Origin of the sequence: Kribbella sp. CA-293567 (genome assembly GCF_027627575.1) — a bacterium.
GTDB lineage: Bacteria > Actinomycetota > Actinomycetes > Propionibacteriales > Kribbellaceae > Kribbella.
The window spans coordinates 4,445,850-4,464,630 of the sequence record NZ_CP114065.1; the positions used below are offsets into that span (position 1 = coordinate 4,445,850).

16 protein-coding genes and 1 riboswitch are annotated in these 18,781 nt (G+C 69.1%); of the genes, 7 read left to right on the forward strand and 9 right to left on the reverse strand.

Annotation, left to right across the window (positions count from 1 at the left end):
* Window positions 1-42: 42 nt before the first annotated feature.
* Window positions 43-3,762: a cobaltochelatase subunit CobN gene (gene cobN, locus OX958_RS20405; RefSeq protein WP_270130582.1), complete on the reverse strand. Its 3,720-nt coding sequence runs from the start codon at window positions 3,760-3,762 to the stop codon at window positions 43-45.
* Window positions 3,763-3,818: 56 nt separating this feature from the next.
* Window positions 3,819-3,886: riboswitch (cobalamin riboswitch) on the reverse strand.
* A gap of 111 nt (window positions 3,887-3,997) precedes the next feature.
* Here cobN and OX958_RS20410 point away from each other — a divergent pair.
* Window positions 3,998-4,735 (forward strand): hypothetical protein, encoded by a 738-nt coding sequence (locus OX958_RS20410; protein WP_270130583.1) that lies wholly within the window; start codon window positions 3,998-4,000, stop codon window positions 4,733-4,735.
* Window positions 4,736-4,738: 3 nt separating this feature from the next.
* Here OX958_RS20410 and OX958_RS20415 read toward each other — a convergent pair whose 3' ends face one another.
* From OX958_RS20415 to OX958_RS20425, 3 genes are read right to left on the reverse strand one after another with little or no spacing between them, the layout of a single operon-like run.
* Window positions 4,739-5,116 carry a VOC family protein gene (locus tag OX958_RS20415; RefSeq protein WP_270130584.1) on the reverse strand — a complete coding sequence of 126 codons (378 nt, stop codon included), beginning with the start codon at window positions 5,114-5,116 and terminating at the stop codon, window positions 4,739-4,741.
* 47 nt (window positions 5,117-5,163) lie between these two features.
* Window positions 5,164-5,445 (reverse strand): SRPBCC family protein, encoded by a 282-nt coding sequence (locus tag OX958_RS20420; protein ID WP_270130586.1) that lies wholly within the window; start codon window positions 5,443-5,445, stop codon window positions 5,164-5,166.
* The gene (locus tag OX958_RS20425; RefSeq protein WP_270130587.1) at window positions 5,442-5,774 is read right to left on the reverse strand and encodes an ArsR/SmtB family transcription factor; all 333 of its coding nucleotides are present in this window, start codon (window positions 5,772-5,774) and stop codon (window positions 5,442-5,444) included. Before OX958_RS20425 ends, OX958_RS20420 begins: the two co-directional genes overlap by 4 nt.
* A 124-nt stretch (window positions 5,775-5,898) precedes the next feature.
* Between OX958_RS20425 and OX958_RS20430 the strand changes: the two genes are divergently transcribed.
* The gene (locus OX958_RS20430) at window positions 5,899-7,986 is read left to right on the forward strand and encodes an AAA family ATPase (RefSeq protein ID WP_270130589.1); all 2,088 of its coding nucleotides are present in this window, start codon (window positions 5,899-5,901) and stop codon (window positions 7,984-7,986) included.
* A 98-nt stretch (window positions 7,987-8,084) separates the two neighbouring features.
* Window positions 8,085-8,822 (forward strand): class I SAM-dependent methyltransferase, encoded by a 738-nt coding sequence (locus OX958_RS20435; RefSeq protein ID WP_270130591.1) that lies wholly within the window; start codon window positions 8,085-8,087, stop codon window positions 8,820-8,822.
* A gap of 8 nt (window positions 8,823-8,830) precedes the next feature.
* On the opposite strand, the gene OX958_RS20440 is transcribed toward OX958_RS20435, so the two are convergent.
* The 3 genes from OX958_RS20440 to OX958_RS20450 are packed head-to-tail and all read right to left on the reverse strand — an operon-like array spanning window position 8,831 to window position 11,393.
* A complete protein-coding gene (locus OX958_RS20440) occupies window positions 8,831-9,787 on the reverse strand; it encodes a DUF3500 domain-containing protein (RefSeq protein ID WP_270130593.1) in 957 nt (318 codons plus the stop codon).
* On the reverse strand, window positions 9,778-10,458 hold the full coding sequence (locus tag OX958_RS20445) for a phosphoglycerate mutase family protein (protein WP_270130595.1): 681 nt from the start codon (window positions 10,456-10,458) through the stop codon (window positions 9,778-9,780). Before OX958_RS20445 ends, OX958_RS20440 begins: the two co-directional genes overlap by 10 nt.
* The gene (locus tag OX958_RS20450) at window positions 10,449-11,393 is read right to left on the reverse strand and encodes a cobalamin biosynthesis protein (protein ID WP_270130596.1); all 945 of its coding nucleotides are present in this window, start codon (window positions 11,391-11,393) and stop codon (window positions 10,449-10,451) included. The genes OX958_RS20445 and OX958_RS20450 overlap by 10 nt, the downstream gene beginning before the upstream one ends.
* Window positions 11,394-11,455: 62 nt before the next feature.
* Here OX958_RS20450 and OX958_RS20455 point away from each other — a divergent pair, with 62 nt between their 5' ends.
* Genes OX958_RS20455 through OX958_RS20465 form a run of 3 tightly spaced genes read left to right on the forward strand, consistent with a single transcriptional unit; the run spans window position 11,456 to window position 14,195 of the window.
* Window positions 11,456-12,268: a serine hydrolase gene (locus tag OX958_RS20455; protein WP_270130598.1), complete on the forward strand. Its 813-nt coding sequence runs from the start codon at window positions 11,456-11,458 to the stop codon at window positions 12,266-12,268.
* A complete protein-coding gene (locus OX958_RS20460; protein ID WP_270130600.1) occupies window positions 12,265-13,332 on the forward strand; it encodes a mandelate racemase/muconate lactonizing enzyme family protein in 1,068 nt (355 codons plus the stop codon). Before OX958_RS20455 ends, OX958_RS20460 begins: the two co-directional genes overlap by 4 nt.
* 23 nt (window positions 13,333-13,355) lie before the next feature.
* Window positions 13,356-14,195, forward strand: a complete 840-nt coding sequence (locus tag OX958_RS20465; protein WP_270130602.1) for a C40 family peptidase — start codon at window positions 13,356-13,358, stop codon at window positions 14,193-14,195.
* 111 nt (window positions 14,196-14,306) lie between these two features.
* Here OX958_RS20465 and OX958_RS20470 read toward each other — a convergent pair whose 3' ends face one another.
* Window positions 14,307-15,416, reverse strand: a complete 1,110-nt coding sequence (locus tag OX958_RS20470) for a TerC family protein (RefSeq protein ID WP_270130603.1) — start codon at window positions 15,414-15,416, stop codon at window positions 14,307-14,309.
* Between the two features lie 295 nt (window positions 15,417-15,711).
* Between OX958_RS20470 and OX958_RS20475 the strand changes: the two genes are divergently transcribed.
* Window positions 15,712-16,641: a nitrilase-related carbon-nitrogen hydrolase gene (locus tag OX958_RS20475; RefSeq protein ID WP_270130605.1), complete on the forward strand. Its 930-nt coding sequence runs from the start codon at window positions 15,712-15,714 to the stop codon at window positions 16,639-16,641.
* A gap of 15 nt (window positions 16,642-16,656) precedes the next feature.
* On the opposite strand, the gene uvrB is transcribed toward OX958_RS20475, so the two are convergent.
* Window positions 16,657-18,762 carry an excinuclease ABC subunit UvrB gene (uvrB, locus tag OX958_RS20480; RefSeq protein WP_270130607.1) on the reverse strand — a complete coding sequence of 702 codons (2,106 nt, stop codon included), beginning with the start codon at window positions 18,760-18,762 and terminating at the stop codon, window positions 16,657-16,659.
* Window positions 18,763-18,781 lie beyond the last annotated feature (19 nt).

The window sequence follows — 18,781 nt, forward strand, 5'->3', positions numbered from 1 at the left end:
TGTCCACCCAATCACACCCCGGGCGGCGCCGCGCCGGTCCGATCAGCCGCGATCCTCGATGTCCCCCTCGGTTTCCAGTACGGCGGTCCGCAGCGTCTCGAGAGCTTCCGCGCTCGGCTCGGACCACAGTCCGCGCTGGGCCGCTTCGAGCAGCCGCTCGGCGATCCCGTGCCGCGCCCAGGGGTTCGACTTGCGGAAGAACTCGGCGATCTCCGGGTTGGCGACGTACTCGGTGGTGAGCGTCTCGTACATCCAGTCGTCGACCACCCCGGCCGTGGCGTCGTACCCGAACAGGTAGTCCACCGTGGCCGCCATCTCGAAGGCGCCCTTGTACCCGTGGCGCTGCATCGCCGCCATCCAGCGCGGGTTCACCACCCGCGCCCGGAAGACGCGCTTGGTCTCCTCCTCCAGGGTCCGGGTCTTCACCTGGGCCGGTACGGCGGAGTCGCCGATGTAGGCCTTCGGGTTGGAACCGGTCAGGTGCCGCACCATCGCGACCATGCCGCCGTGGTACTGGAAGTAGTCGTCGGAGTCCATGATGTCGTGCTCACGGGTGTCCGCGTTCTTGGCCGCGACCTGGATGCGGGCGTAGGCGCGTTCCATCGACGGCCGGGCCTCGGCGCCGTCGAGGTCCTTGCCGTAGGCATAGCCGCCCCAGACCGCGTAGACCTCGGCCAGTTCGGCGTCGGTGCGCCAGTTCCGCGCGTCGACGAGCGGCAGCAGACCGGCGCCGTAGGAGCCCGGCTTGGAGCCGAAGACGCGGGCGGTGGACGATCGCAAATCATTGCCCGCAGCAACATCGGCGTCGACGTGCGCGCGCAGGTAGTTGCTGTCGGCATCTTCATCCAGGGCGGCCACCGTACGGACCGCCTCGTCCAGCAGGGCGACGACGTGCGGGAAGGCGTCGCGGAAGAAGCCGGAGATCCGGATCGTCACGTCGACCCGCGGCCGGCCGAGCTCGGTCAGCGGGACGACCTCGAAACCGGTGACGCGGCGGGAAGCCTCGTCCCAGACCGGGCGGCAGCCCAGCAGCCAGAGCACCTCGGCGAGGTCGTCGCCCTGGGTGCGCATCGCGGACGTACCCCAGACGGTCAGGCCGACCGAGCGCGGCCACTCCCCCGTCTCGGCCTTGTGCCTGGCCAGCAGCGAATCCGCCAGCGCGACGCCGACGTCCCACGCGTTGCGGCTCGGGATCGCCTTCGGGTCGACGGCGTAGAAGTTGCGGCCGGTGGGCAGCACGTTGACCAGACCGCGGGTCGGTGAGCCCGACGGGCCCGCCTCGACGAAGCGGCCGGCCAGCGCGCGCAGTACGTTCGTCAGTTCGTCGCCGGTCCGCCCCAGCCGCGGCACGACCTCGTCGGCGGCGAACTGCAGCGACCGCTCGACTTCGGGTGCCGTCCGGCCGAGCACCTCTTCGATGACGACCGGGACCTTGGCCGCGTCCCAGGAGAGGGTCTCCATGCTGACGACCAGTTTGCGCGCGACGGCCTCCAGCAGATCGACGCCGTCGGCACCGCTCACTGCCGGAAGATCGGCGAGCGTCGCGAGGTCGGCCAGTTCCGGTACGGCGACGCCCGGGTTCTCCAGCATCGCGGCCTCGTCGACGCCGAAGGTCTGGCCGAGCGCGGCCCGCAGACCAGGCACCGCGCCGGAGACGCCGCCCCACATCTGCTGCGCGCGCAGGACGGCGAGGACCAGATTGATCCGGGCCTCACCCTCCGGCCCGCCACCGAGGATGTGCAGGCCGTCGCGGATCTGCACGTCCTTGATCTCGCACAGATAGCCGTCGAGGTGCAGCACGAACTCGTCGAACTCCTCGTCCTCCGGCTTCTCCGAGGTGTGCAGGTCGTGATGCAGCTGCGCCGCCTGGATCAAGGTCCAGATCTGCGCGCGCAGGGTCGGCACCTTGTCCGGATCGAGCGCCGTGACGGTGGCGTACTCGTCGAGCAGGTACTCGAGCTTGGCCATGTCGCCGTAGGTCTCGGCCCGCGCCATCGGCGGCACCAGGTGGTCGACGATCACGGCGTGGCCGCGGCGCTTGGCCTGCGTGCCCTCGCCCGGGTCGTTGACGATGAACGGGTAGACGAGCGGCAGGTTGCCCAGTACCGCGTCGGGAGCGCAGTCGGCGGCCATGCCGATGCCCTTGCCCGGCAGCCATTCGAGCGTGCCGTGCTTGCCGAGGTGGACGACCGCGTGGGCGCCGAAACCACCCTCCGACTCGGGCGCCTCCAGCCAGCGGTACGCCGCCAGATAGTGGTGCGAGGGAGCCATGTCCGGGTCGTGGTAGATCGCGACCGGGTTCTCGCCGAAGCCGCGGGGCGGCTGGATCATCAGGACCACGTTGCCGAACCGCAGGGCCGCGAGCGCGATCGCGGGCTCAGCGCCCGACAGGTCGACGTACAGCGAGCCGGGTGCTTCACCCCAGGCCTCGATCATTGCCGACTGCAACGACTCCGGCGTCCGGCCGAACCACTGCGCGTACGTCGAGAGCGGGATCTTGGCGACCGCGCTGGACAGCTGCTCGTCGGTCAGCCAGTCGACGTCGTGACCGCCGGCCGCGATCAGGCGGTGGATCAGGCCGTCGGCGCCGTCGGCCCCTTGCAGCTCGTCGAGGTTGAGGTCGGGACCGAGGTCGTAGCCCGCGTCCTTCAACTGGCCGAGCAGGACGACGGCCGAGGCAGGGGTGTCGAGGCCGACCGCGTTGCCGATCCGCGCGTGCTTGGTCGGGTACGACGAGAGGACCAGCGCAAGCTTCTTCTCGGCCGGCAGGACGTGGCGGAGCCTGGCCTGGGCGACCGCGATGCCGGCCAGCCGGGCGCAACGCTCCTCGTCGGGCGCGTAGCTGGCGACACCTTCGGCGTCGTACGCCTTGAAGGAGAACGGGATGGTGATCAGGCGGCCGTCGAACTCGGGGATCGCGACCTGGGTCGCGGCGTCGAGCGGGCTGATCGCGGCGTCGCTCTCCAGCCACTGCTCACGGGTGGAGGTCAGCGCGAGGCCCTGGATGAGCGGGATGTCGAGGGCGGCGAGTGCGCCGGCGTCCCACGAGTCGTCGCCGCCCGCTGTCGCATTGGAGGCGACAGTGCCGCCTGCTGCGAGCAGGGTGGTGACGAGGACGTCGCATTCGCGCAGCATCTCGAACAGCTGGGCGTTGTCGTCATGACTGGGGTCGAGGCCGCGCAGCGTTCCGCAGTACACGGGGAGGGCCTGGGCGCCCGCGGTCTCGATCGCGTCGGCGAGGGAGTCGACGAAGGCGGTGTTGCCGGAGATCTCATGGGCGCGGTAGTAGACGACGCCGACCACCGGCCGGTCGTCCTTGGTGAACGTCCTGCCTGCCCTGAGCCCGTACGTCGGGAGCGTGCGCGGCGGGTCGAACGTGTCGCCGCTGAGCAGGAGGGTGTCCCTGAGGAAGCCGGCCAGGTTGCCCAGGTTCTCGGAACCGCCCTCGCGAAGGTAGGCCAGCGCCTCGGTGACGGCGCCTGCCGGCACTGTGGACATCGACATCAGCTCGGCATCCGGGGCGGCCTCACCGCTCAGCACCACTGTCGGGATACCCGCGGCAATGACGGCGTCCAGGCCCTCTTCCCAGGCTCGGCGGCCGCCGAGCAGGCGAACCACCACGACCTCGATCCCGTCCAGCAGAGCGGGGAGGCCGGCAAGCTCGACCCGGGCGGGGTTGGCGACCCGCCAGCCGGCTTGGGCCTGCGAGGCAGCAAGCAGATCGGTGTCGGCAGTGGAGAGCAGCAGCAGATTCGCGGGCACGCGCGGCCGGTCCTTCCTCGGGGTGTCCACGCCCCAGGTGGCAGGTACGACAGCGGCAGTTCCTGACTCCCACGCAAGCGTGGTCACAGTGGCGGGACCGTCCCGGACTCACACCGGGTTCCTGCACAAGCCGTCGATGACGTGGGTGACTCTAGTCGACTGCTTCTCCGGCGCGCTCCCCCGCGGGTCCCCGGACATGACTGGGGGTGACCGGGCCGTCGGTTAAGTTGCCCGGGTGATCCGGATCGTGATGCCCGAGTGGCTGGTGGCCGTTCTCGGGCTGCAGGTGGGATTGGGCATCTTTCTGGGCTGCATCGCGCTGGTCGGGAAGGTGATCTTGACCGTGGGCGGTCCGTCACTGGCCAGATCCGAGGCCCGGCTGGCGCGAAACCAGTCCGGTGGCGAGCAGCACGGCTGGCACCCCGGCCAGGACACCGGCGGGTTGCTCACCGCCGCGGGTCGCTGGTGCTTCGATCACGCGGGCAGTGTGCGCCGCGTCCTGGTCGGGCAGTTCGAAGGGCGCCGGATCCGGATGGCGGAGTTCCTCCACACCGATGGGTCGAGGCTCCCGACGGCCTCGGTGAACAACCTGATCGCGATCGAGTTGCCGACCCGGTTGCCGCACCTCGTGGTCCACCGGGGACCGCTGACCGACCTCGGCCTGCTCAGCTTCCAGGAACTCGAGCTGCAGCTGTTCGAGGGGGAAAGCGGAACGTTCAACCGCGCGTACACGGTCGGCAGCCCGGATCCGCGGTACTCCTCGGCCGTCCTGCACCCCCGGATGATGGAGTGGCTGCTGGCCCACCGCGAGGTGAACTTCCGGATCCACGCCAACCTGATCGTTGCCTACGCCCCCGAACCTTGGACCGTCCCGCAGGCCCTCGCGACTCTGCCCGTCCTCAGCGGTGTCGTCGACCTCCTCCCGTTCTTCGTCCTCGACGACTTCGGCCAGCCTCTGCCCAGCGGATCCTGAGGCTCAGAAGCCGGGGATGAACAAGCAGAACAGGTGGCCGTGCGGGTCGCGCATGACCCGCACCCCGTCGGGTTGCGGCTGGTGCCCTTCGACGGTCGCGCCGAGCCGTACGGCGCGCGCGACGCCCGCGTCGAGGTCGTCCACCTGAATGTCCAGGTGAGCCTGCATCTGCTGACTTTCCGGCTGCTGCGGCCAGACCGGCTGGACGTGATCCGCCTCGTACTGGAAACTGAGCCCCGGCCGCTCACTGTCCGGGTGCCGAAGCCGCACCCAGTGCGGTTCCCGGCTGACCTCGACCCAGTCGAGCAACTCGCGGTAGAAGTCGGCCAGCACCGGCGGGTCCGGCGTACCGAGCACTGTCGCGGCAAGATTCGCACTCATGCCGCGCCGGTACCCAGCCGGCCGAACACCGACGCGACCAGCGCCCGCTAGCGACCGGCAACCACCGGGTTCGCGTGGGCGGCGTACCAGGGGATGACGTTGGGCCAGAAGTAGAAGGCCTTGTCGCCGTTGGAAACGAGGGTCTGCTCGACGGTGACCCGGGTCCCACCCTTGGAGGGGGCGAAGCGGATCTCGGTCTCCGTGTCGTCCACGGAGCTGCGGTAGGCGAAGCGAGCGCCGGGCTCCCAGGCGGTGATCTGGCCGATCTCGAGGACGTCCTCGGCGACGGTGGCGACCTCGACTGTTGCTGAAGCTGATTGTTCGGTCATGGCTTCTCCTTCTGCTCGACATGCTTCTTGAAGGCGCCGAGTTGTTCCTGCCAGTGCGCCTGGAGCTGATCCAGCCACGCCTGTACTGCGACGACCGGCTCGGGGCGCAGGCGGAAGACCCGCAACCGGGCATCGTCGGGGACCCGCTCGTCGGTGATCAGGTCGGCCGCGAGCAGGATCCGGAGGTGGCGGCTCATGGCCGGAGCCGATGAACCGGTGGCCGCCGCGAGCTCGCCGGCGCGCTGGGGGCCCTCCCCTAGCAACCGCACGACGTGCCGGCGCGTCGGATCGGCCAGCACTTCGAAGAAACGGTCGACCTCATCTACCATGCGTTAATAGTTGCATTCCCCGTTAACTATTGGCAAGCGGTGGTTGTCCGGACGACGCACTAAAGTGAGCGGGCCAGTTGCCCGACGGGCCGAAAGGAATTCTGTGGTTCAGCACACCCGGAGAGTGCGGGTTCTCGACGTTCTCGGCGCCGACCGACCCTGGCAGGTGCCGGACGAGTGGCTGGTCGGCGTCCGCGACCGGCTGCGAGCCTGGGGTGAGGACCCGAAGGCGTTGCGCCCGGGGGTCTTTCCGGACTTCGTCGAGGAGACGCCCGCCGCGGTCTGGTTCGCTCATCAGGTCGCGCCGCTGCTGGCCGGCTGGATTCCGGTGCTGCACGGCGACTACGCCGATCTCTCCCCCGCGCTGACCCGGGACTTCCACCGGCCGACCGCCCGTTTCGGTGGCGACGGCCATCGAGTGCAGGTGGCCGCGACGGACTGGCCGCTGCTCGTGGTCTCCGGCGCGCGGAGTTTCGACACAGCGGGGCGGCTGCAAGCGCTGCAGCTGTCTCGTGACGTCGCAAGTCTGTTCGTCGACGCTCCTCCTCTGGCAGCGCGGGCCAAGGCACTGCTGGCCGGCTACAACCGGGTGCTGGCGGACCGCGAGGCAACCCGGATGCACGTCGAGGCCGACTACGACACGATCGTCCAGTTCTGGCGTACGACGGTGCTTAGCGAGGCTGAGCGCGCAGTACTGCCTGAACTGGCCGGGCCCGCAGCGGCCCTGCGGTACTCGCTCGACACCCTGCGCGACGCGCACGGCAAGTTGTCGGCGGTGGTCGCGGACAATCCTGCGCTCGACTTCTCGCAGTTGCTCGCGCGGCTGATCCGGGCCGCTGGGCTCAGTGGCCAGCCGCCGGCCGTGGGGCAGATCCTCGGGGTTGCCGGCTGGGATGTCGAGCACGCGCTGGCCGACCTGCGGCGTGGTTTCGATCCGCAGGTGTGGTCCAGCAGCAACGTCGCCTGGCTGGAGCGTGCGATCGAGCAGGATCAGGAGCTGCTCGCGCGGTCCTGGGCGGCCGCGGCGACCCGGGTGACGGTCCACTTGTCCGGCGTACTGGAGAGCGGGCCTTGGCCGGACCCCGAGGTACCGGATCTCGGCGCGATCTTCCGGCTTCTCGATCGGTCGCAAGAGGCGGTGACGGACGAGGCCGCCGACGCGGAGGCGATCGTGCTGACCCCGCCGACGGGTCCGCTGACCCATACCTGGGGTTCGAACGCTGCTCCCCCGCCGCCGGTGGCCGAGGTCGAGGCGGCGGCGCCGACTGCCGCCGTACCGGCTCCGCTCGAGGTCACCACGGTCTCGCCCCCGCCCGCCGCGACCGAGGCGGATGACTTCGTGGCTCCCGAGCCGATGGCCGGCGACGACGCGCTCGCCGAGCTTGAGGCGCTGATCGGGCTGGAGTCGATCAAGGAGGCCGTCCGCAAGATGGTGGCCGAGATCCAGACCAACCAGCGCCGCAAGGAGTTCGGGCTGCCGATCCAGGAGCGCGCCCGGCACATGGTGTTCGTGGGCAAGCCCGGTACGGCGAAGACCACGATCGCGCGGCTGCTGGCCAAGGTCTACAAGCAGCTCGGCGTACTGGAGACCGGGCACGTGGTCGAGGTCGACCGGTCCGACCTGGTCGGTTCCGGCGTCGGCACCACCGCCCCGATGACGGCGGCCAAGTTCCGCGAGGCGCTCGGCGGCGTGCTGTTCGTCGACGAGGCCTACACGCTGGTCCCGGACAGCAACCCCGGCGACTACGGCCTGGAAGCGGTCGCGACGCTGCTGAAGATGATGGAGGACCACCGCGACGAGTGCGTCGTCATCGTGGCCGGCTACCACCGCGAGATGCAGCGGTTCCTGGACTCCAACCCAGGCCTGGCGTCGCGGTTCCCGAAGCTGCTGTCGTTCAGCGAGTACAGCACCGATCAGCTGATCGCCATCTTCGCGCTGCAGGCCAGGCAGAAGGGCATGATCCACAACGACGAGGTGCTGGCCGCCGTACGCCGCAACATCCCGGCCGCGCCACGCGGCCACAACTTCGGCAACGGCCGCTTCATCCGCAACCTGCTCGAAGAGGCGATCTCCAACCAGGCCACCCGGCTCAGCCGCCGCGACCCCGCGACCCTGACCGAGCGCGATCTGCGCGAGATCCTGCCCGAGGACGTGAAGTCGGCCGGGTCGATGCGCGCCGAGGACTACCTGCTGCAGAAGCCGGGCACCTGATCCGGCTCGGCCACCACGTGCGGCGAGGTCAGCGGCGGGGCTGGACGCGAAGGAAAACCAGTAGACAGCCGAGTGTGCTCTTCAGCAGGCTGCTGGAGATGACCAGCAGCGAAGTGTGGGACGAGGACACAGCGGCGCGGTACGACGAGTCGTCGGCCGGGATGTTCGCGCCGGAGGTGATCGAACCGACGGTCGACTTCCTGGCCGGGCTCGCCGGGACAGGGCGGGCGCTGGAGTTCGCGATCGGGACCGGGCGGGTGGCCGTTCCGCTTCTCGCGCGCGGCGTTCCGGTGACCGGGATCGAGCTGTCCGACCCGATGGTGGCTCAGTTGCGGCAGAAGGTCGACGAGGCCACACTGCCCGTGGCGCTGGGCGACATGGCGACGACGGAGGTGGCCGGCGAGTTCGACTTGGTCTATCTCGTCTTCAACAGCATCTCCAACCTCCGCACGCAGGCCGAGCAGGTCGAGTGTTTCCGCAACGCGGCCCGGCATCTGCGACCTGGTGGGCGATTCGTGATCGAGCTCTGGGTCCCGGCGATCCGGCGGATGCCTCCCGGGCAGACGGCGGTGCCGATGACGCTCGGAGACAGCGGGCATCTGATCTTCGACACGTACGACCTGGCTACGCAGGCTTGTATGTCGCATCACTATTTCCATGACGCTGACGGGACCACGCGGTACGGGTCCGGGAGCTTCCGGTACATCTGGCCCGCCGAGTGCGATCTGATGGCCCAACTGGCCGGGATGGAACTGGAGGGCCGGTACGCCGATTGGCAGCGGGGCGCGTTCACGTCGGAGAGCGAGAGCCACGTCTCGGTCTGGCGAAAGGCCTAGGAGCAGTCTCAATGAGCGGCGTAGTGCGCGGCCAGTAGGTCGGTCCCCCAGTCGTTGCGAAGGTCTCGCCAGACCGAGTGGATGTGGTTGGCGTTGTCCTGGGTGTTGTCGTACTCCGCCAGGAACGTGGGCCCGGCGATCGAGTAGTAGTGGCCGTCGCCGGGCTCCTGGGCGCCTGCCCAGGCGAAGGTGAGGCGTTCGATGCCGTGCTCGGTGATGTCCTGCCAGGTCTGCAGTCCGATCGGGCCGGCGGCTCGGCCGATGTACTGACCGATGAGCAGGCTGAAGAGCTGGCGTTGCTCGGGCGTCAGTTCGCCGTACGGCAGACCGCGCAGCAGCACCGCGGGGTCAGCGACAGGGTCGAAGCGCGTGAGGATGTCGCTGGGCGCCTCGTCCGACACGACGGCGAGTGAGCGCTGCCCGGGCTCCAGCGAATGCAGCAGCGCGAAGCCCAGGTCCTGCTCGTCGGCCAGCGTCCGCAGTCCGCTGTGCGGTCCGGACAGCACCATCGCCGGCTCGGCACCGAAGAACTGCGGCGTGAACCCGACGGCGCCGGCAACGAACGTCACATGCAGAGCGAGGTGGTGGCCGTTGATCCGCCAGGCCCACGGCTCGAAGCCGGCCGGGTCACCCAGCACGCGCAAAAAGTACCGCTGGTCGGACGCTACGTCGACCGATGACCCCGGCATGGCCTGCGGAAGCCCGCGCCGGATCGCCTCGGTCAGCAGCACCGCCCGCGCGTCAGCAAGCCCGCGCTCGCTCAGAGCGATCTCCAGCAACCGGAACGCCAGCAGCCGTTGCTCGACCGACAACTCCCCCAGCGTCAGCCCGGGCCGGTCACCCGGCAGATACGTCCAGACCTGGTGATCAGGCGTGTCGAACGGCGCGCCGATCTTCGCTCGCTGCCCGTCGTCCAGGCTCGCCAACAGCTCGATCGCCGCGGCGCGGGACTGTTCTACCACCATGCGGAGCGCTCCCGTTCGGTCGGTGCGTGCTGGGTCCATTGCTCGAACGGACGATCCAGTTTGTAGCGGAAATCCGGCTGGCGCAGCAACACGCGGGTCTCGGCGTTGTCCGGGTTGCGCAGCGTCTCGAAGAACTTCACCGACCAGTGGAACCATCGCATGCAGAACAACCGCATCGTCAGCCCGTGCGAGACCAGCAGCACGTTCCGCGGCGAGTCCGGCGTTTCGAAGTCCCGGTGCATCGTCTCCAGGAAACTCGACACCCGGTCGTACACGTCGGACCCGGACTCACCGTGGGTGAACCGGTAGAAGAAATGCCCGTAGGAGTCCCGCAGCGCTTCCTGCCGGACGATGTCCTCGGTGTCCTGGAAGTTCGCCCAGTCCTGTTCACGCAGCCGCGGTTCCTCGCGGGCCAGCCCGATCAGATCGTCCAGCCCGAGCGAGTCGAGCGTCTGCAGGGCCCGTAGGTACGGCGAGACGTAGACCCGCACCGGCTCGCCCTCGAAGAGCTCCCGCAGGTTCTTGCCCGCCTCGGCCGCCTGCTCGTGCCCGCGCGCGGTGAGCGGGACGGCGTGGTCCGGCACCGTCTCGTAGATCTTCTTGTCCACGTTCGCCGCGGACTCGCCGTGCCTGATCAGCGCGATCCGCATCGGCCGCCGGCTCAGTTGCATGCCCGCTCCTCTCGCCGCGCCCAGGCCGGGCGCAACGCCAGGACTGCCGCAGTCACGGCCGCGGCGTACGAGACGCGCCGGGCAAGTGACGCCGTACGCCGGATGTCGCTCACCGAGGGCGGCAGCCCGTCGCCCAGCGTGCCCCGGTCCTCGACCTCGGCGCCGTACACGTTGGTGCCACCCAGCCGCAGGTCCAGCGCACCGGCGAACGCCGCCTCGACCGGCCCCGCGTTCGGGCTCGGATGTCCGGGCGCGTCCCGACGCCAGATCCGCCACGTCTCGTCCGGCCGACCCGACACCAGCCCGGTCAGTACTGCGCAAGCGCGCGCGGGCGCGAGGTTGACGAGATCGTCCAGCCGCGCCGAGGCCCACCCGAAATTCCGGTACCTCGCCGACTTGTAGCCGACCATCGCGTCCAGCGTGTTGGCCGCGCGATAGCCGATCAGCCCGGGAATCCCCAGCAGGCCACCCCAGAACAGCGGAGCAACGGTCGCGTCCGAAGTGTTCTCGGCGACCGACTCCACGGTGGCGCGGGCCAACTCGTCCGCGGACAGGTCGGTCGCGTCGCGGCTGCAGAGATAGCTGAGCCGCCCACGCGCCGCCTCCAGCTCCTTGGCCTCCAGGAATCCGGCCATCACCTCGGCTTCGCGCTCGAGACTCCGCCCACCGAGCACCGCCCACGTAGCAGCGGCCGTCAGCAGGGTCCGGGCAACCGGCCGGCCGCTCGTGAGCCGCTCGGCGACCACACCACCGGCGACCATCGAACCCACCAGCACCCCCGCGTATGCCGTACCGGCCGCGCGCGAGTCGGAGTACACCTTCGTCTCGAGCTTGCCGGCCAGCTGGCCGAAACCGGCGACCGGGTGGAACCGCCGGGGGTCGCCAAGCCAGCGGTCGGCGGCGAAACCCATCAGGAGACCTAGTGCTCTGGACACGCCGGGAAGTCTGCCAGGCCCGGCAAGTTCAAGGACGGTCGCAGTGTGGAAGGGTGACGGGCATGGGAATCGCAGACCTTCTCGAAGGGGTCGCCGGGCGCGGCGAGTTCGGTGTCTGGCTGGGGCGGCTCGACGGCATCGCGGTTCTCCGTCACGACGCGGAGCGGACGCACTACGCCGCGAGCACGATGAAGCTGCCGGTCGCGATCGCGATGATGCGCAAGGTCGAGGCGGGCGAGCTCAGGCTCGATCAGCCGGTCACCGTGCACAACGACTTCGCCTCCGCGGCGGGCGGCCGGTTCGGCGTGAACCCGGCCGAGGACGAGGCGCCGGCAACCTGGACGAAGCTGGGTGAGCCGGTCGAGCTCGGCTGGCTGGCGACGGAGATGATCACCAACTCGAGCAACCTGGCCACCGACCTGGTGCTGGAACAGACCGGGGTGGAGGCAGCGAACGCAGTACTGGCCGAGCACGGGTCCGGTGCCAGCGTCGTCCGCCGCGGCATCGACGACGCGGCCGCGCAGGCCGCCGGTATCAGCAACCTGATGGGCCCGGCCGACTTCGCCGCCGTCTTGGTTGCAGTGGGCAACGACAAGAGCCCGGCCGGCGACCACGTCCGGGAGCTGCTCGCCGGCAACACCTGGAACGGCGAACTCCCCGCGCTGTTGCCGGCCGGGACCCGGGTCGAGCACAAGAACGGCTGGGACTCCCGGATCCGCCACGACGGCGGCATCATCCGGCCCGCTGACGCGGAGCCGTTCGTGGTGGTGGTCTGCACCACGTCCGACCTGCCCGATCCCGAGGCGCAGCAGCTGATCGCCGAGATCGCGGCCGAAGCCTGGACCCATCGGCACGATCTGGAGGCGATCCGGTGAAGCTCACCACCCATCTGGTCTCCGCGCCACTGCACACCCCGTTCATCACGGCTCTGCGTACCGCGACGCACGCCGACTCACTGCTCGTCGAGCTCAGCGACGGCGAGTTGAGCGGCTGGGGTGAGGCGCCGCAGGTCTGGAAAGTCACCGGCGACTCGCTCGCCGGCGCTCAGGCATGTGTCGAAGGCCCGATCGCCGCGGCGCTGCAAGAACTCGAACCGGACGATTTCACCGAGGCGTTGCGGCGGATCCAGGGCGCCGTGCAGGGCAACTTCGGCGCGAAGGCCGCGGTGGACGTCGCGCTGCACGACCTGGCCGCACGGCGGCGAGGGCAGACCTTGCACGGCTTCCTCGGATCGACCACCACGACGGTGCGAACCGACGTGACGCTGTCCGTCGGCGATCCGGAGTCGCTGGCGGCCGCCGCGGCCGCCCGGGTCGCGGACGGGTTCGACGTGCTGAAGATCAAGGTCGGCACCGGAGACGCGAAGTCGGAGTTCGACCGGGTCCGGCGGGTGCGCGAGGCGATCGGGCCGGAGCCGAAGCTCCGTCTCGACGCCAATCAGGGCTGGACCCGGCGCGACGCCGTCACCGCGATCCGGGCACTGGAGGACGCCGGCTGCGACATCGAACTGGTCGAGCAACCGGTGGTCGCGGCCGATCTGGAGGGGATGGCGTGGATCACCGATCGGGTCAGTACGCCGATCCTGGCCGACGAGTCGGTGTACGGCGTCCGGGACCTGGTGGCGGTGATCCGGCACGGCGCTGCCGACCTGGTCAACGTGAAGCTCGCCAAGTGCGGAGGGCTCGGGCCGGGCCGGACCCTGCTGGAGCTGGCGCGTGAGCACGGTATCGGCGCGATCGTCGGCTCGATGATGGAGAGTCACGTGGGAATCGGCGCGGCGGCAGCGCTCGTGGCGGCGTACCCGACGACGGCGGTCAACGATCTGGACGCGGCGTGGTGGCTGAGGGAGGCGCCGGTGACCGGCGGAGTGCGGTACGAGGGCTCGGTGATCCACCTGCCGACGGCGGCTGGACTGGGCGTGACAGGCTTGGCCTCATGAGGTTGCTTTCTTCCAAAGTTCCGGTGAGTACCGTATGGACTTCACCGGATGCGCCGCGTGACATCGATGCTCCGGCGGTCGCGGCCCAGCCGGACGTCGCCGCTTGGGCCAAGGCCATGGACACCGAGAGCCGGCTCGGCCTGCACGGCCGGACCCTGACCCAGTTGCTGTTCGCCGAGCCGGTGCTGGTGCGCTCCGAACGCAACGGCTGGTCCGAGATCCTCGCGCCGTGGCAGCCGTCGTCGACCGACGATCTGGGGTACGTGGGGTGGGTGCCGTCCAGCCATCTCGGCGAGCTGCCCAACGCTGCCACCTCGCCGGTGGCCGTGACGGTGCCGACGGCCGGGTTGTTCGCGGAGCCTGGCTCGGGACAGCTGGCCGAGTTGTCGTTCGCGACCGTGCTGGCGTCGGTGGATCACGCCGAGGGGTTCACTCGGGTCGCGCTGCCGGATGGGGCAACGGGCTGGCTGGCTGACGAGGCGCTGAGGGCGGTCGACTCCCCCGCAGTACCGGAGGACCGGATCAGGTTGGGGTCGCTCTTCCTGGGACTCGAGTACTTGTGGGGCGGTACGTCGGCGTACGGGCTGGACTGCTCGGGTCTGGTGCACGCGGTCAGCCGGGTGCTCGGTCAGCGAGTTCCACGCGACGCCCATGACCAGTGCGACGCCTTGGAACAGATCCCCACCGACGAGGCCCGGCCAGGCGATCTGTACTTCTTCGCCCGCCCCGGGCAGACCGTCCATCACGTCGGTTTCGTGTCTCCCGAAGGCATGCTGCACGCCTCGGAGACCGGAAAGCTGCTCGAGAACGAGGCCCTGCGGCCTGAGCGGCGCGAGACCTTGGTGGCCACCGCCCGCCTGTAGCCCGCCGCGCGCGGCGACGGCCGGCCGCTTGATGGTTCGGCGGCCGGCCCCTTCGAACAACAAACCGGCGCCCGATCCCCTGCAGGGGATCGGGCGCCGGTCCGCTTGGTGCTAGGACTTCTTGGAATCGCTGGGACGCGGCTCCTGGAGACCGTCCAGCTCGGCGCGGGTCGCGTCGTCCAGGTCGCCGTTGGCCGGCGCCGCCGCACCGGTGGTGTCGACCGGCCGGTCGGGCTCGCTGTCGTGGTGGACCGGCATGTTGCGGGACTTGTGCAGGCTCAGGATCGTGGTGATTCCGAGCGTCACGATGATGAAGCCGAGGGAGACCAGGATCGGGATCTCCGGCGCCCACTCGATGTGCTTGCCGCCGTTGATGAAGGGCAGCTCGTTCTCGTGCATCGCGTGCAGGACCAGCTTGACGCCGATGAAGGCCAGCACGACCGACAGGCCGAGCGACAGGTAGACCAGGCGGCGGAGCAGGTCGCCGAGCAGGAAGTACAGCTGCCGCAGACCCATCAGGGCGAACACGTTCGCGGTGAAGACCAGGAACGGCTCCTGGGTCAGGCCGTAGATCGCCGGGATCGAGTCCAGCGCGAACAGCAGGTCCGTCGTACCGAGCGCGATGATGACGATCGCCATCGGGGTGACGAAGCGCTTGCCGTTCTGGATCACGGTCAGCTTGACGCCGTTGTACTCGTCGGTGGCCTTCAGGCGCCGCTTGGCGAACCGGATGACCGCGTTCTCCTTGTAGTCCTCGTCGTCGTTCTCGCCCTGCTTGGCCAGGTGGATCGCGGTGTAGACCAGGAAGGCGCCGAACAGGTAGAAGACCCAGGAGAACTGGTTGATCGCGGCCGCGCCGACGGCGATGAAGATGCCGCGGAAGAACAGCGCCAGGATGATGCCGACCAGCAGGGCCGTCTGCTGGTACTGCCGGGGCACCTGGAACCTGGCCATGATGATCAGGAAGATGAACAGGTTGTCGACGCTGAGGCTGTACTCCGTCAGCCAGCCCGCGAAGAACTCACCGGCGTACTGACCGCCCGAGAAGAACCAGACGCCCAGCCCGAAGATGATCGCCAGCGAGACGTAGAAGATGATCGCGCGCGCCGATTCCTTGGTGCTCGGCTCGTGCGGCCGACGCCCGATCACGAAGACGTCGAAGGCCAGCAGGGCGAGCAACACCCCGACGGTGATGTACCAGACATAATCGGCAACGTGCACAGAAACCTCCGGAGCGCAGACGAAAAGTGGACTCCGAAGGTCTCTTCCGCCTGGCTCGACTAGTCGGGCCTGGCCGGCGGCACCGGGCGCGGGGTCGAACCCTTGACCGTGATGACGATACCGCCGCGAAAGGAATACTCCCCTTCAACAGGCCCCATTCTGACCGGTCGGTGTCCATGTTTCCAAATCGAAGCCTTCTATCAACCTTGTCGCGATGATCACGTCACGCAACGGGAATAGGTTGCCTGAGTAGTCAGGAGAGGCCGGTGTTCGAGGGGCGCCGTACGCTCCGGACATGGATCCCGTTGCCGTCGCCGCTGTCCAGGCTGGATCGGTTCTGTTCGACACTCCCGCGACGCTCGCGAAGGCCGAGCGCCTGATCCGCGAGGCCGCCACGGCGGGCGCGCGGCTGGTGGTGCTGCCGGAGGCGTTCATCGGCGGCTACCCGAAGGGGGTCGATTTCGGCGTCACGGTCGGGTCGCGAACCGCCGAGGGCCGCGAACTCTTCCGCCGCTACCGCGAGGCTGCGATCGCCGTCCCCGGGCCGGAGACCGCGCGGCTCGCGAAACTTTCCGGGCAGCTGGGCGTGGACCTGGTCATCGGCGTGATCGAACGCGACGGTGGCACTCTGTACTGCACCGCACTGTTCTTCTCCCCCGCCGACGGGCTGGTCGCCAAACACCGCAAGCTCCTGCCGACCGCCGCCGAGCGTTATCTCTGGGGTCAGGGCGACGGCTCCACCATGCCCGCGGTCACCACCGAGTACGGCGTACTCGGCGCGGCCATCTGCTGGGAGAACTATCTGCCGCTGTTCCGCCAGACCATGTACGCCAAGGGCGTCGGCATCTGGTGCGCGCCGACCGTCGACGATCGTGACCAGTGGCAGGCGACCATGCGGCACATCGCCCTCGAAGGCCGGTGTTTCGTGATCAGCGCCAATCAGTACTTGACTCGCGCCGACCTCCCGGCGGACGTGCACCCGTTGCAGGGCGACTCCCCTGGCACCGTCCTGATCAACGGCGGCAGCACGATCGTCTCTCCGCTGGGCGAGATCCTCGCCGGCCCTGCCCGGGCCGGCGAAGCCGTCCTGCTGGCCGAACTCGACCTGGCCGACCGTGACCGCTCGTTCCTCGACTTCGACGCGGTCGGCCACTACAGCCGGCCCGACATCTTCACCCTCACCGTCGACGAAACAGCCCGGCACACGGTCGCCCGCACCGACTGATCACCTTCCGCCGGGCTACTTGGCGCCGGCGTTGACCATCTGCCGCAGCTCCTTCTTCAGCTCCGAGATCTCGTCGCGGTAGCGGGCCGCCACCTCGAACTGCAGCTCGGCCGCGGCGTTGTGCATCTGATCGGTCAGTTGCTGGATCAGATCGGCGAGGTCCGAGGACGGCAGGCCACCGGCCAGTTCCTTGGCCTTGCCACCGGCCATCAGCTTGCCTCCGCCCGGAACGGGTGCCTTGCCGCGCGACTGGGTGCGGCCGTTGCCCAGCAGTTCGGCGGTGTCGGCGTCCTCGCGGGCCAGCATGTCGGTGATGTCGGCGATCTTCTTCCGCAGCGGTTGCGGGTCGACTCCGTGCTCGGTGTTGTACGCGACCTGGATGGCGCGACGACGGTTGGTCTCGTCGATCGCCTGCTCCATCGACGGGGTGATCCGGTCGGCGTACATGAAGACCGCGCCCGACACGTTCCGGGCGGCACGGCCGATGGTCTGGATCAGGGACCGGCCGGAGCGCAGGAAGCCCTCCTTGTCCGCGTCCAGGATCGCGACCAGCGAGACCTCCGGCAGGTCGAGGCCCTCGCGGAGCAGGTTGATCCCCACCAGTACGTCGTACTCACCCATCCGCAGCTCACGCAGCAGCTCGACCCGGCGGAGGGTGTCCACCTCGCTGTGCAGGTAGCGGGTCCGGATGCCCATCTCCAGCAGGTAGTCGGTCAGGTCCTCCGACATCTTCTTGGTCAGGGTGGTGACCAGGACGCGCTCGTTCTTCTCCACCCGGAGCCGGATCTCGTGGATCAGGTCGTCGATCTGGCCCTTGGTCGGCTTCACGATCACCTCCGGGTCGATCAGGCCGGTCGGCCGGATGATCTGCTCGACGAAGCCGTCCGACTTGTCCTGCTCGTACTGCCCGGGCGTCGCCGAAAGGTAGACCGTCTGGCCGATCCGCTCCAGGAACTCCTCCCAGCGCAGCGGCCGGTTGTCCATCGCCGACGGCAGCCGGAACCCGTGCTCGACCAGCGTCCGCTTCCGGGACATGTCGCCCTCGTACATCCCGCCGATCTGCGGCACGGTGACGTGCGACTCGTCGATCACCAGCAGGAAGTCCTCGGGGAAGTAGTCCAGCAGGCAGTGCGGCGCCGTTCCGGGCTCACGCCCGTCGGTGTGCCGGGAGTAGTTCTCGATCCCCGAGCAGGTGCCGATCTGACGCATCATCTCGATGTCGTACGTCGTGCGCATCCGCAGTCGCTGCGCCTCCAGCAACTGCCCGCCGCGCTCGAGCTCGGCCAGCCGCTCCTCCAGCTCGGCCTCGATACCGGCGATCGCGTGCTCCATCTTCTCGGGCGCGGTCACATAGTGCGTCGCGGCCCCGATGTAGAGCTCGTCCTCCTCGCTGAGGATCTCGCCGGTCAGCGGGTGCAGCGTCATCACCCGCTCGATCTCGTCACCGAAGAACTCCACCCGGACGGCGAGCTCCTGGTAGACCGGGAACACCTCGAGCGTGTCGCCGCGGACCCGGAACGTGCCGCGGGTGCCGGCCAGGTCGTTGCGCGCGTACTGCACGCCGACCAGCTTGCGGAGCAGGCCGTCGCGGTCCATCTCGTCGCCGACCTTCACGTGAACCATCCGGTTCAGGTACTCGTCGGCGGAGCCCAGACCGTAGATGCACGACACGGTCGCCACCACCACCACGTCCCGCCGGGTCAGCAGGTTCCAGGTGGCCGAGTGCCGCAGCCGCTCCACCTCCTCGTTGATCGAGGAGTCCTTCTCGATGTAGGTGTCGGTCTGCGGAACGTACGCCTCGGGCTGGTAGTAGTCGTAGTACGACACGAAGTACTCGACCGCGTTCTTCGGGAAGAAGTGCCGCAGCTCGGTCGCGAACTGGGCGGCCAGCGTCTTGTTCGGCTGCAGGATCAGCATCGGCCGCTGGATCTTCTCGGCCAGCCACGCCACCGTCGCCGTCTTACCCGTACCGGTGGCGCCCAGCAGCACCACGTTCTGCTCGCCGGCGTTGATGCGGCGTTCGAGCTCGGCGATCGCGGCCGGCTGGTCGCCGGCCGGCTCGAAGTCGGACACGACCTTGAGGGGGGCGACCATACGCTGGAGATCGGTGACCTGTCTCATGACACCAACCGTACGGCGC

Coding starts and splice junctions, on each gene's coding strand:
- OX958_RS20435 (WP_270130591.1), top strand. CDS start 8,085: ATGACCAGCAGCGAAGTGTGGGACGAGGACACAGCGGCGCGGTACGAC.
- OX958_RS20455 (WP_270130598.1), top strand. CDS start 11,456: ATGGGAATCGCAGACCTTCTCGAAGGGGTCGCCGGGCGCGGCGAGTTC.
- OX958_RS20440 (WP_270130593.1), bottom strand. CDS start 9,787: ATGGTGGTAGAACAGTCCCGCGCCGCGGCGATCGAGCTGTTGGCGAGC.
- OX958_RS20420 (WP_270130586.1), bottom strand. CDS start 5,445: ATGACCGAACAATCAGCTTCAGCAACAGTCGAGGTCGCCACCGTCGCC.
- OX958_RS20425 (WP_270130587.1), bottom strand. CDS start 5,774: ATGGTAGATGAGGTCGACCGTTTCTTCGAAGTGCTGGCCGATCCGACG.
- OX958_RS20475 (WP_270130605.1), top strand. CDS start 15,712: ATGGATCCCGTTGCCGTCGCCGCTGTCCAGGCTGGATCGGTTCTGTTC.
- OX958_RS20445 (WP_270130595.1), bottom strand. CDS start 10,458: ATGCAACTGAGCCGGCGGCCGATGCGGATCGCGCTGATCAGGCACGGC.
- uvrB (WP_270130607.1), bottom strand. CDS start 18,762: ATGAGACAGGTCACCGATCTCCAGCGTATGGTCGCCCCCCTCAAGGTC.
- OX958_RS20415 (WP_270130584.1), bottom strand. CDS start 5,116: ATGAGTGCGAATCTTGCCGCGACAGTGCTCGGTACGCCGGACCCGCCG.